We start from the raw sequence: 12,705 nt of genomic DNA, 5'->3' as shown, positions 1-12,705 counted from the left end.
GTTAAATAGTTCAGTTTTAAGTTTGGAAACGGAACCGGAAGTTGAAACAGCTTATTCCATTGATTAAGGAGCTCTCATATACTAAAGCGTCCTTCTCTAAAATTAAATTTCTTTTTAGTCTAATCATTTTTTTACCTGTTTTTATGATTGAAAAAATAAGTCCTCAATCTACTGATTTGGATAAGTTTCAATACGATTTTAATGCTTACAATGAGGTTAAATATCACGAATTAAAAGATGACATCTTGCTTTCCAAAGATATATCACATGATTTTTTTTCCATTTTTTTATTTGAAAAAGTTGAAGGTAATCATACAATAGAAGGTAGAGAGTTTCCATTACAAGACTTTCAGATGCATCTTGTTTTTCCTGGCCAGATTCATAAATGTGAATATGAAAGATGCACCAAAGCCTATCGGTTTATTGTCTCAAAACAAATACTTAATATGTTTGGAAATTATCTGATGTTTCCTTTTTCATTTTATAAAAAACATCCCAGTTTTGAGCTTTCTTCTGAGGTATTTTATAAACTGCTTTATGAATTTCAATGTATTTATTGTGAGCTCCAGAGAAATGAAAATGTCTGGGAAATTGTATTGCAGAGAATACGGGTCATTACCCTGATGATCAGTAAAGAAGCCTGCAGGCTTTTCTTTATAGATGATGAAAATGCAGCTACCAAAAGACTGGCAGATTTTTTCAAATTGGTCATAGAGCATTTCAGAACGGAAAAAAATGTAAAATTTTATGCAGACAGGATGTCGCTAAGTCCTAATTACCTTAATATCATTTGTAAAAGGTATTTTGATAAGACTGCTTCATCAATCATCAATAATGAATTGATTCTTGAAATTAAAATGCAGCTAATCAATTCTAATAAATCAATAAAAGAGATTGCCTTTGATCTTGGATTTAAAGATCTATCTGGTTTCTCAGGCTTTTTTAGCAACAATACAGGCATGTCTCCCCGCGATTTTTTGATAAAATATAACAGAAGCGGAATCAATTAATTTTTTAAATCAGGCTTTTCCGGAGAAGAAAATTGACTGTGTTGAGAGATACGGCCGATAGAATGATGATGACCTTATATTACTTAATGCTTTTAGGATGAAACACTTATTGGGGAAAAATAATAAAAACAATGACATTATATATGTTGAATGTACTGATAAAGATATTCACAAAATAGAAATGATCATGAAAGATGATTCATTGTCTCTTTTTTTATTTGAAAAAGGAAAAGGAGTTCATGTGATAGGAGAAAAAGAATATTCTGTTGAGGCAAGGCAGGTTCATATTGTATTTCCCGGTCAGGTGCACCAGCTTAGGCTTCCGGAATCATCCCTTTTTCACCTTATTCTCATCTCTAAACATAGGTATGCAGAAATTACAGGAGGGATACAGATTCCGTCAATGGTATGTCAGAAATACCCTGTCATCAATATTTCTCAGGAAACGTTTAGTCTGCTGACAAGAGAATGTAGAGATATTGCCTTCGAAATCATTGAACACTCTTGTGTGATGCAATATATCGTTGATACCAAAACTAAAATTATTTTACAAAGCATCAGCAGGGAGATACGGAGAACTTCCGGAGATTTACAAATTTATGATCAACATCCGGTGTTGTTTATGTTTATCGTATTAATAAGGAAACATTTTAAAGATGAAAGGACCGTGAATTTTTATGCAGGAAATTTAGGTATAACAGCCAATTATCTCAATGTATTGTGTAAAAAGCATTTAAAACAAACAGCATCTGCGGTTATAGATAAGGTAATTATACCTATGATTAAAAAAGATATCATGACTTCAGATGACTTGTTGGTTAATATAGCTTACGATTATAGCTTTCAGAACTATGTTCACTTTTCCAGATATTTTAAAAAGTACGTAGGCCTGTCTCCAATGGCTTACAGAAAGAAGGCGTAAGGTGCAAAGTGTCACGGGATATACAAAGGAGGGAGTAGCTTGTTCCAAATCCCTTCTTGTTATAAAATCAGAAACCGATTGAATAATATCTGCTATCTAAAAACATCTTATAATGCTACTTTTGAAATTGTACGGTGAAAATATAGCCAGAATATACTAACTCCAGAATCTTTCATAATATGAATTTTAAGGACATCCATATTGGACAATTAATCAAACTAAGAATAGAAGAGTCAGGTCTTAACGAAGACAGAATCGTTAATTTTTTTAAGCTTCCGCTAGCAGAAATTGAAGCCATGTACGAGAAGCAGGATATCTCCGTTGAACATTTACTGAGATGGTGTAAAATCCTTGAATATGATTTTTTCAGGTTGTATTCTCATCATCTTATTTTGTATTCTCCGTTGTCGAAAAATATAAAGTCAAATACAACTAATGCTTTGCCGGTCTTTAGAAAAAATATTTACAGCCAGGAGCTGATCAGCTTTATTTTAGAACAGATTGAAAGTGGAGAAATGACCGGAAATCAGGTGGTTAAAGAATATGGGATTCCAAAATCAACGTTATCGCGATGGAATTTTAAATATTCTGAGAATAAACTGGATTCTGAGTCCTAAGTTTTTTTAACAGACAATACGTGAACAATGAAAAATATAAAAGAACCTGACTATAAAAGAATTTATTCGGATCTCATCAAAAAGAAACTCCCATACAAGGAAGAATACTGTCGTAAAATTTTGTCGAAAAGCAAACTGGAGATTTTAGATGTGATTCATCTGAACAAAATCCTTTTTGGAAGTCATCAGGCTAACCAAAAGTATAAAGCCTATGATGAAAAGACGATCAGAGAGATTCTCACTTATCAAAAAAAGCATAACCTGAATAATCTGCAATTGGCGAAGATGTTTTCCTTGAGTCGGAATACGGTTACCAGGTGGAGAAAGACCATATTAATTTAGAATATACTTTCTTTAAATGCATCGCAGATCGTTTTAAGGTGCCTGTTTATTCAATTGGGTTCAGGTTATTTCCCGGATATTTTGACTCTAGTGTAAAGACTAATTAGGTCTTTGTATCCTACACTATGCCCTGTATTCTTTTGGTGAAAAATTGCTTTTCTTCTTAAAAAAAGAAGAGAAGGCTGCCATATTATCAAAACCAAGATTAAAGGTGATTGTTTTGATGGAATCCTCCGAAAATCTCAACTGTTTTTTTGCCTCCTGCATAATTTTATAATGGATCATATCCGTAGCGGTCATATTCATGTGTTTTTTACAAAGAATATTGAGGTAATTAGGGGTTACAGCCAGTTTATCTGCATACCAGCTTATAGATTTATGTTCAATATAATTCTCATTGATAAGGTCCCAAAACTTTTTTGTGATGGCGTTAGTTCTAGGGAGAAGGTTGTCTTTAATATAACTTTCTGCTTCCCTTCTCATCATTGATGCAAGGATATCCATACGCAGCTGTAATATTCTCTTCCATGAATCATCATGATTCAAAAATGTTACGTCTCTTTTAATACCTTCCATTTCAGCATCTACATGGGTAAACATTGTTTCTGAAAGCTTAAAAACAGGATTGAGATTATGTCTCATAAAGCTAAATTCATCTGAGCTTGAAAATGTTTCAAATATTTTCTGACCTACCACAATTTTATGGGCAATAGTTTCCGGGCCTGTAACCCAGTGGTGATGCTGTCCGGGAAATAAGAAGTGAAGTTGATTATTAGCAATGGGAAATTCACGGTCATCGATATAATGGATTCCACTTCCTTTGATAAAGAGCACCACTAAGAAGTAGGTACATTTGGTCGTCTTATTATAGCTATCGGTACCGCGGATCTGCTTATAGGCTACAGCATCATCCGCCAGTTTAGCAGGCGTTGGGTTGGTTTCGTCCATAGTGTAGGTTTAGTACTTAAATTTATTACTTATAAATAATAATTGTGCCAATTATCTGTCATTATTTTTTTGAAAATTTCATATATATTTAATTTCTTACCCTGTTTATGTAATCATACTTCAGAAATAATCAATATATCGATTTGTAATAAGCATAGGTTTTAGCCTACCTCGGTGTGCCCACTTTTTTACCTTCTAAAATTTTCCTGTATTTCTAACATACTTTAGTTTATGAGTTAAAAACAGTACGTTCAATACTTTTTGTAATATGCTTCTGGCAGGTTGATTATATCATCATCTGTTTATGATATTAAAACATTCAATTGCTTTCGGTTTTTATTGTTTTTTTTATCATAATTATTAAAGGGTATGGATGTTGAATTGATAAAATGAAATAAAAATGTACCGAATGAACAATAAGTTTATTGAGAAGGATTTTGAGTTTGAGGCTCAGATTAAAGATCATATTGCATATTTTCCTTTAGCTGGTGAAAGTGAGATTTCTGGTTTTAGAGCACCGGATAGTTATGTTTTTATATTTTTTGAGAAAGCTTTCGGGAGCCATTTTATTGATTTCGTTGAGTACGAAGAAAAAGACAATCAGGTTCATATCTCATTTCCCGGACAAATTCATTCCTGGAAAACAGAAAAAGGAGCTAAGGGCCATAAGCTGATTTTATCCAAAGAGTTTATAGAGATGAAGCTATACAATTCAAGATTTTCATCGTTACTTCTCAACAAATTTCCAGTTCTTGATATTCCGGCAAAGATCAGCAAAAAGCTGTCGCGTGAGTTTAAAATGATCCAGGAAGAGTTTGGAGAAGAGCCTGTCAACTGGGATGTAATAAGCTCGAGGGTAAAAATTATATTCTCATTTATTAATAAGTGTATTGATGAAGCAGAACAGGATGCCCTCGTGATGAACAGAAGAAGTCCGATTATCTTAAATTTTATTGAATTGATTGAGGTCAATTTTACTGAATCAAAAGCAGTAGCGTACTATGCAGATAAACTGGCTGTAACCCCTAATTATCTCAATATTCTTACAAAAAGCACACTGGGAGTTACTGCCAAGGAACTTATTGATGCAAGAATAGTGCTGGAAGCCAAGCGGCTTCTAAAGGGTTCTGACCAGACAGTTAAAGAGATTGCTTTTAATCTGGGCTTCTATAGTATTGCATCATTTTCTTCATATCTTCAGGGGAAAACGGGGCTATATCCCACCAAGTTTCGCGAATAAGAGTATAGGAGTATCATGATAAAGTCATCTGACTCTGGTTTTAGGTGATGGAGTATTTCCTGTATGACCTCTTCTAAGTTGCCTGATATACTTTCTAGTCATATATATTAGCATATATAGTGTGACAGGAATTATAAGATGAATTAAAATACTGGTTATTTTCATTGAATTTCATTGTTGAGATATTAAAAAAAGCGGCTTAAAAAGCCGCTTTCCATTTGTGTTTTAGCAAAACAGAATTTAAATTCTGCTCGCCTTGAAGAGGGAAAGGTATTGTGTTTTAATCCTGTTTTTTCCAGTATGACCATTTATTTCCATTACATACCGCAAGTCTTCAATAAAAGAGGTTGTTTAATTCTAAGCATTCCTTACAGTTTGATTTTTACGATGCAAAGGTATCTGATATGGAAAGGATTGGACTTATATAAATTATTTGCATGTTTAGTGTAATTATAAATAAAGGTTTTAACAGTGTTTATAAAGGAATCAGAAAGTTAATCAATAAACAAAAGTTGATGTTGAGCATAAGAGGTGGAGTCTGAATATATTTTCCGTGTCTTGTGCTTGAAAATTTCACTGATCAGCCTTTTGAGAAAATAGATAATGGGATTGTATTGTGGGAGAGAATTTCAAAAACCAAAAAAAGCCGGCCTAGAAAAGTAGAAATGAATATGGAATGGCCGGCTATTTTTTTGGCCCTCATAATAATATATTGAAAAAGTGATGCTAATGTATCAATTATACTTCGCAATGGTGATGATTGAATGTATTCAGGAACTTTAATGAATTATAACTGAAGGTCTTTTATCCCATTTGAACCTATTCCAAATATATGTTTTTACTCCCATGAATAGTATTTGCAAATAATGGAATAGTTCTAATAATCTTATAGCGTAAGACTCATCTTATTTTTACAGACCGGATTTCAGTTACATTTACTGGTTTCCAGTTAGTCACATTATTTCATAAGTTGAAGCCGGCATCTATGTGTCGGCTTTGTGGGTATCTATTTACCAAATTGATAGTAGGGGTACTTTAAATATAAAAAGTAGTAGAGAGTATCCTATGAGGAAACTTTTATAGGTTTTGATTCTTCACAAAGAAGCCTTAGGATCAGAGATCCTAAGGCTTCCTGTATTGATAACTTTTTAGTTTTAACTTAATATATCACAAGGTGCTATACAAATCACCCATGGACATCTTTTTATTCCCGGTGGTGGGCAGCATGCTTCGGAACAACCTGATGCTCCACCATTAATACTTTTTAACTGATCTCTTGAAATTTTCTTACAATTTTTCATGATAAAGTCATTAACTGGGTTCAACGTAAAACTAAGGCTGGTTTCCACCACCACATCCGTCATATGGCATACATTGCCACTTTCCGCCGATTAAGCATATTTGACCACCTGGGCAGTTAATTCCCCCTTTGATTGATTTCATTTCCTGTCTTTGGATTTTTTTTAAATTTTTCATAATATTAAGCTTATTTGTAATTCGAAATTAATCAATTTTTATTAACTGAAGTGAAATTATTCTGAATTTTTTATCTTTATTGAGTTTGTGATATTGGTGTTTTGTCTTAAAATTTGTTAATTAAATAATCCGAAGAGGCCTGGATGCGTGTAGAAATACCTGTTTAAACGGAATGCAAAAAATGATTGTATCAGGATAAAATCTTGTCTTGTGGCAAGTGAGTTTTCCCAGGTACTTGGTAATTTTGAATAAGAGTTTTTTGATTAACCTAAACATCATATTATGAAAAATTTATTTAAGTTTCTTACACCCTTGCTCATTGTGCTCTTCATGATGCTGACAGTATCAGAATTCTACGGGCAAAAGCTAACCCCATCTGGTAGTGGTTATGTACCCGTTAACAATACCAAAGTATATTATGAAGTGTATGGTGAAGGTAAGCCTATTGTATTATTACATGGTGCTTTTATGACCATTGATATGAATTGGGGACAGCTGATCCCGGAGCTGTCGAAGACCCGTAAAGTAATAGCCCTTGAATTGCAGGGACATGGGCATACACCGTTTTCAGAAAGGAAATTAGCGCATACTACTTTAGCCGGCGATGTAGCCAAGGTCATGGACTATCTTAAAATTGAAAAGGCCGATGTTCTAGGCTATAGTTTTGGCGGAGCCGTGGCTTACCAGTTTGCCATACAGAGTCCTGAAAGAGTAAATAAACTGGTGATTATTTCTGCTACCTATAAAAGTACCGGTTGGCTTCCTGAAGTAAGGAATGCTTTTAAGGTGATGAAACCGGATCTTTTTATGAACAGCCCTATGCAGGAAGCTTATAATGCTGTAGCTCCAGATAAAACAAAATGGACAAAATTTCTGGAGCAAATGATAGCATCTGCCGGACAGCCATTTGATTTGGGGGATTCCAATATTTCAAAAATTTCTGCACCCGTTTTAATCATATCCGGTGATAATGATGGCCTGGATAAAACGGAGCTTGCAAAAACCTATACATTACTGGGTGGAGGTGTCTCCGCTGATATGGCTCCCATGCCGAAATCTCAGCTGGCGATTGTTCCGGGACAGGGACATGTCAGCCTGATGATGCAGACTGCAACGATCCTCAGCTATCTGAACGGTTTTTTAAAATAACTTAATATGTTACCCGGTAAAGTTAGATGACAGATTTTATCTTAATTCATAAATAGATCAATATGAGAAAAATAACCGTTTTATCAATGATTACACTGGATGGTGTAATGCAGGGACCTGGCGGTCCTGAAGAAGATGTATCCGGAGACTTCAAATATGGTGGCTGGACAGTATCTTATGGTGATGAACTTTTTGGGCGGATCATGCATGAAGAAATGAAGCCGGCTGATTATCTTTTGGGAAGAAAGACATTTGATATTTTTTCATCGTACTGGCCGGATCATGCTAAATTTTGGCCGGCTATCAATGAGGGAACAAAATATGTACTGTCCCAAACTATGGAACAGTCGGATTGGAAGCATACCGTTTTTCTCAGAAATTTGACGGACATACAGAATCTTAAACAGTCTGAAGGTGCTGATATTCAGGTTTGGGGGAGTAGTGAGCTTATTCATTTGTTGCTGAAGCACGACCTTGTGGATGAACTTCGGCTTAAAATTTACCCGGTGATTCTTGGCGAAGGAAAAAGACTGTTTGACCACAATGCAGTTCCGGCAGCCTTTATCCTGGCAGAGAGTCATATGACCTCAAAAGGAGTGATCATCGCTCATTATAAACGGGCCGGTGAGGTTATAACAGGTAATATTGAAATCTAGGTAAGCTTATCTATTGAATTATATTGTACAATTACTGAAAACGTATACTATGGACACAAAATTTGAAGCAGGAATTAATATAGCCATAAAAATTCCCAAAAGTAAATATGAAAAAACACTTGTTTTTTACAGAGACATTTTGAAATTGGAGGTCGAAGAGAAACCCATTGATAATCCCACTGTGTCCAGAACACATGAAGTGAAATTCGGCAACAATATAATATGGTTAGATTGTGTGGATAACTACACGCACTCTGAAACCTGGTTACAGCTTACCGTTCCTAACGTGGAAGAGGCAGCAGAATATCTGCGGTCAAACGGTGTGGAAACCTGTGACGAAATTGAGGAACTTCCTGAAAATATGCATTGGATTACCGATCCTGCAGGTACAGTGTTTAATATACAACAAACATAATAACAGTACATGCCAATTTCAGGCTAATGGGAGTTGGCATCTTAGAACTTTTTACAGCATATTCGGGGTAAAGACCCTTACAAAAAAGCAGAGATCAAATGATTTCTGCTTTTTTTGGAATCTTATTGATTCATTTATTCAGGTACTGTCTCCATAAATTTGAGTATTTCTTCTCCGATTTCTTCGGCGTTAGTTTCCAGTGCGAAGTGTCCGGTGTCATAAAACGTAAGCCTGGCATTCGGTATATCTTTTTTATAAGCTTCAGCTCCTGCCGGTAAAAAGTACGGATCTTTGTTTCCCCATACCAATAGCATTTTGGGTTGGTGTTTCCTGAAATACTCGTGGAATTTAGGATATAAGGCTACATTGGTTCTGTAATCTTTCATTAAATCCAGCTGTATCTCTATATTGCCGGGTCTGTCAAGGAATTTCTGGTCCAGCGTGTAGGTTTCCGGAGCTATTAAAGATGGATCAGATACACCATGATGGTACTGAAACTTTGTCACTTCTTTAGATACAAAGCCTTTCAGTGCAGTCCGGTTGGCTTCCGATGGATCCTTCCAGTATTTTTGGATCGGATTCCATTCATTACTTAAACCTTCTTCGTAAGCATTTCCATTTTGGGAAATGATACCCGTAATCTTTTCCGGATTGTTCATTGCCAGGCGTAAGCCTACCGGTGCACCATAGTCAAAGATATAAATAGTAAACCGTTTCATTTCCATGGTATCAACAAACGCCTGTATGGTGGCAGTAAGATTGTCGAATGTATAACTGAACTGTGTATGATCCGGAGCATCCGAATAACCGAATCTAGGTAAATCGGGAGCTATTACGTGATAATTTTTGCTGAGCATAGGAATCAGATTCCTGAACATATGAGATGAGGTAGGGTAGCCGTGCAGTAAAAGTATAGTAGGCGCCTGTGAAGGGCCTGCTTCTCTGTAAAATAAGTTTAACCCGTTTACTTTAACGTTGCAATAATGGATGGAATGGTCTTTCATACTGTGATTATTTAAATTTAACTTTTGATTGGATTGTGCCAGCGTCAAATGGTTTACGGATAAGCCAAGTGACAAACCTACAATTACCCGTTTACATATTCTTTTCATTTATTTTTTTTGAACATTCAAAATTAATACGGATATTTGATTATTAAAAACGATTAGTTTTGATTATTGTAATCACTTTTTATGATGAATTGAGATGAATACAAACGATTTGAAAATATTTGAAGCTGTAGCAGAGAGTGGAAGTTTCACAAAAGCAGCTTCCACGATGTTTACCGTTCAGTCCAATGTCACAGCGAGGATAAAAAGCCTTGAGGATGAGTTTGGGGCTAAACTTTTCTCACGTACATCCCGCAAAGTAGAACTTACTTCCGAAGGGATCATCCTGATGCAGTATTGTAAACAGATTCAGCATTTGATGGAGGAAGCAAAGCGCAACATCCTAAGCAGTAGTCATGTGAATGGCAGTCTGAAAATAGGATGTATAGAAACAACGATGGCATTAAAAGTACCTGAAATGCTCAATGCTTTTGAAGAAAAATATCCCGGTATCGAATTAGAATTTAAGTCAGATACCCGGAATTCACTGATATCCGATGTTCTGAATTATAAGCTTGATGCAGCTTTTGTCTCAGCTCCTCTTACGATCAACGGATTGGAAAAGATAAATATAAAGGAGGAACGGCTCGTTATTTTGTCATCTTCGGAAGGACCATCGCTACAGGCCCTTATGTTAAAAGAACCATTGAAAATTATAGTTTTTGATGAGGGATGTATTTTCAGGGGGAGATTAGAATCCTGGCTAAGCCATAAAGGGATTCTTAATTACAAAAGTACTGTACTGAATTCTATAGAGGGAATTATCAACTTCGTGGAAGCCGGCCTGGGAATCAGTTTACTGCCGGAAGAAGTGATCTCCAACTATTATTCGGGGAGGAAAATAAAGAGCTATGGTCTGAACAGGCAATTGGGAACAATGAATACTGTACTTGTTTTTAGAAAAGACGGCCCTCAGTCAAGAGCTTTACAGTGTTTTATAGATATGTATTCACCATTATGAAAAACTAGGGTGTTCAATAAAAAAAGGGATAATGAATATCCCTTTTAAAATTGTTAATCCGCTTAGAAGTGTGAAAAAAAGAATAACTTCCATTCTCTTTATAAAACAATATTGTTATATTCAGATATAGGTACTTTTACCTGAAAAATCGTTTTTGCATACTGTCAATTACCGCATCAATTCCATCTTTTCTTAACCATGTGTACTCTGTTGAGGCGAGATCACCAGCTGTATAATGCAATTGTTTTTTACCATCTGTAGCTGCTTCATACACTATGTTTGCAATACTTTCGGGAGTGTCACGCTGGGCGGCAGCATCTCCTCTCATCGCAGTAATATATTGATCAAAAACCTCCTGATAAGCTTCATGGGTAACCATTTGTGCATTACTACCAAAATTGGTCTGCATATAAGCGGGCAGTATGGTTTTGATCCCTATACCCAGTCCGTTTAATTCATAACTCATTCCTTCTGTCCATGTTTCCAATGCCGATTTTGTTGCCGCATAAACAGCAACAAATGGATAAGGAATGTTTGCGGTAGAAGATGTTACTGTAATAATGGTTCCGTTTTTTCTGGTTCTGAAATAGGGAAGGAATGCTTTTGTAACAAGGATTGTTCCTAAAAAGTTGGTATTGATTTGCTGGGCCAGCTGTTCATCGGTAGTTCCTTCAAAAGCACCCATAAGTCCATAAGCCGCATTGTTAAACAGCACATCTACCGGGCTTATTTCCTCTGCTTCAGATGCTGCCTGAACAATTTGTCTGACATTGCTGATATCTAATTTCAAAAGATGGACGTTGGCTAGCTGCGTAAGTTCTGTTTCTTTTTCGGGGTGTCGCATCGCAGCAATTACAGTCCAGCCTTTTGAGGCAAATAATTGGGCGGCTGCTTTTCCTAATCCCGAAGAAGCTCCTGTAATGAAAATTGTTTTGTTCATTTTTAAATTTTTACAATTGATACTGCAAAAATGCATCGTTAAAAAATGAACCTGTTTACCATTTGGTAAAAAGCAGCTTAACGTATATTTTTTCTTATTCTGCTTAACGATTGTTGTGTAATTCCCAGATAAGAAGCGATGTATGAAAGGGGAATACGGTTGACAAGTGTTGGATATTTTTCCATGAACTCCAGATAGCGTGTGGTGGCATCTTGTGATACCAAGGGGCTTACCCTTTCAAGTTTTTGAGCCAGCGATTTATTGGTAATTTTCTGAACAATATTTTCCCAGTCCATGATGGTGTCGGAGATTTCTTTCCAGTCGGAATTGGAAAATACAAGAAGCTTACAATGTGTTGCTGCCTGAATATATTCCGTAGAAGGCACATTTTTGAGGTTAAACAGCAAATGCTTTTCTTCTATGAAAATTTTGGTAATTTCTTCCCCTTTATTGTTGTAATAGCAAATACGGAATATGCCGTCAGTAATAAATCCGACCTGTCTCAAAACCTTACCCGCTTCTGCAAAATATTCATCTTTGTTAAGCTCTATTTCTTTTGCTTTACTTGTAATCAGATCTATTTGCTGTTGGTTCAGGTTACCAAACAGCAGTATGTATTCTATAAACTCTTCCATTACCATAAAATTAGCAATAATTGCTTTGTGATGAATTACCATTTGGTAAAAAGTATTTTTTTAATCCCTGGAGGACTATAGGATAAAGTACCTGAAATCTCAGAGATAGCATCTGTAATTTTTGATTAAAAAGATCATGTACTGCTGATGTGTTTTTCTAACGCAAAGCTTTAGCTTCATTATCCATATTTTCGGGGAGTAAAGGATAGAATCAACGAAGTTGATTCGTCAAAACGTATGGATAAGCATACATCTTCATCAGCGACGAAGTCGCGTCACTTTGCC

The 12,705-nt window shown here is 35.7% G+C and carries 15 protein-coding genes; 9 read left to right on the top strand and 6 right to left on the bottom strand.

Features of this window, described 5'->3' with window-relative positions:
- Nucleotides 1-143: 143 nt before the first annotated feature.
- The 4 genes from B8967_RS04055 to B8967_RS04040 all read left to right on the top strand — a co-directional run bounded on the left by B8967_RS04055 (nt 144) and on the right by B8967_RS04040 (nt 2,891).
- Nucleotides 144-1,010: a helix-turn-helix domain-containing protein gene (locus B8967_RS04055; protein WP_084084586.1), complete on the top strand. Its 867-nt coding sequence runs from the start codon at nt 144-146 to the stop codon at nt 1,008-1,010.
- A 97-nt stretch (nt 1,011-1,107) separates the two neighbouring features.
- Nucleotides 1,108-1,932, top strand: coding sequence for a helix-turn-helix domain-containing protein (locus B8967_RS04050; RefSeq protein WP_084084584.1), 825 nt, complete (start codon nt 1,108-1,110; stop codon nt 1,930-1,932).
- Nucleotides 1,933-2,111: 179 nt separating this feature from the next.
- Nucleotides 2,112-2,549 (top strand): transposase, encoded by a 438-nt coding sequence (locus B8967_RS04045; RefSeq protein WP_084084582.1) that lies wholly within the window; start codon nt 2,112-2,114, stop codon nt 2,547-2,549.
- Nucleotides 2,550-2,576: 27 nt separating this feature from the next.
- Nucleotides 2,577-2,891, top strand: coding sequence for a transposase (locus tag B8967_RS04040; protein ID WP_084084580.1), 315 nt, complete (start codon nt 2,577-2,579; stop codon nt 2,889-2,891).
- 123 nt (nt 2,892-3,014) lie between these two features.
- Here the strand turns inward: B8967_RS04040 and B8967_RS04035 are convergent, their stop codons facing one another.
- The gene (locus B8967_RS04035; protein ID WP_084084578.1) at nt 3,015-3,839 is read right to left on the bottom strand and encodes a helix-turn-helix domain-containing protein; all 825 of its coding nucleotides are present in this window, start codon (nt 3,837-3,839) and stop codon (nt 3,015-3,017) included.
- Nucleotides 3,840-4,248: 409 nt separating this feature from the next.
- Between B8967_RS04035 and B8967_RS04030 the strand changes: the two genes are divergently transcribed.
- Nucleotides 4,249-5,079, top strand: coding sequence for a helix-turn-helix domain-containing protein (locus tag B8967_RS04030; RefSeq protein WP_179140024.1), 831 nt, complete (start codon nt 4,249-4,251; stop codon nt 5,077-5,079).
- A 1,154-nt stretch (nt 5,080-6,233) separates the two neighbouring features.
- On the opposite strand, the gene B8967_RS22755 is transcribed toward B8967_RS04030, so the two are convergent.
- Both B8967_RS22755 and B8967_RS22750 read right to left on the bottom strand, forming a co-directional pair.
- Nucleotides 6,234-6,380 (bottom strand): bacteriocin-like protein, encoded by a 147-nt coding sequence (locus B8967_RS22755; RefSeq protein WP_410493777.1) that lies wholly within the window; start codon nt 6,378-6,380, stop codon nt 6,234-6,236.
- Nucleotides 6,381-6,411: 31 nt separating this feature from the next.
- Nucleotides 6,412-6,555, bottom strand: coding sequence for a bacteriocin-like protein (locus tag B8967_RS22750; protein ID WP_157845090.1), 144 nt, complete (start codon nt 6,553-6,555; stop codon nt 6,412-6,414).
- 282 nt (nt 6,556-6,837) lie between these two features.
- On the opposite strand from B8967_RS22750, the gene B8967_RS04025 reads away from it, so the two are divergent.
- The 3 genes from B8967_RS04025 (at nt 6,838) to B8967_RS04015 (ending at nt 8,775) form a co-directional block, all read left to right on the top strand.
- Nucleotides 6,838-7,704, top strand: a complete 867-nt coding sequence (locus B8967_RS04025) for an alpha/beta fold hydrolase (protein WP_084084574.1) — start codon at nt 6,838-6,840, stop codon at nt 7,702-7,704.
- Between the two features lie 62 nt (nt 7,705-7,766).
- Nucleotides 7,767-8,360 carry a dihydrofolate reductase family protein gene (locus B8967_RS04020; protein ID WP_084084572.1) on the top strand — a complete coding sequence of 198 codons (594 nt, stop codon included), beginning with the start codon at nt 7,767-7,769 and terminating at the stop codon, nt 8,358-8,360.
- Between the two features lie 49 nt (nt 8,361-8,409).
- Nucleotides 8,410-8,775, top strand: a complete 366-nt coding sequence (locus B8967_RS04015) for a VOC family protein (RefSeq protein ID WP_084084570.1) — start codon at nt 8,410-8,412, stop codon at nt 8,773-8,775.
- 134 nt (nt 8,776-8,909) lie between these two features.
- Here B8967_RS04015 and B8967_RS04010 read toward each other — a convergent pair whose 3' ends face one another.
- Nucleotides 8,910-9,887 (bottom strand): alpha/beta fold hydrolase, encoded by a 978-nt coding sequence (locus B8967_RS04010; RefSeq protein ID WP_084084568.1) that lies wholly within the window; start codon nt 9,885-9,887, stop codon nt 8,910-8,912.
- Between the two features lie 94 nt (nt 9,888-9,981).
- On the opposite strand from B8967_RS04010, the gene B8967_RS04005 reads away from it, so the two are divergent.
- Nucleotides 9,982-10,845, top strand: a complete 864-nt coding sequence (locus tag B8967_RS04005) for a LysR family transcriptional regulator (RefSeq protein ID WP_084084566.1) — start codon at nt 9,982-9,984, stop codon at nt 10,843-10,845.
- A gap of 136 nt (nt 10,846-10,981) precedes the next feature.
- On the opposite strand, the gene B8967_RS04000 is transcribed toward B8967_RS04005, so the two are convergent.
- Nucleotides 10,982-11,785, bottom strand: coding sequence for an SDR family oxidoreductase (locus B8967_RS04000; RefSeq protein ID WP_084084564.1), 804 nt, complete (start codon nt 11,783-11,785; stop codon nt 10,982-10,984).
- 77 nt (nt 11,786-11,862) lie between these two features.
- Entirely contained in the window at nt 11,863-12,420 is a 558-nt protein-coding gene (locus B8967_RS03995) for a Crp/Fnr family transcriptional regulator (protein WP_047496345.1), read from the bottom strand.
- Nucleotides 12,421-12,705: the final 285 nt, after the last annotated feature.

The sequence above is a fragment of the Chryseobacterium sp. YR221 genome (genome assembly GCF_900176315.1).
Taxonomy (GTDB): domain Bacteria; phylum Bacteroidota; class Bacteroidia; order Flavobacteriales; family Weeksellaceae; genus Chryseobacterium; species Chryseobacterium rhizosphaerae.
The sequence above is the reverse complement of the archived record's forward strand: the minus strand, read 5'-3'. Positions and strand labels throughout refer to the sequence as shown.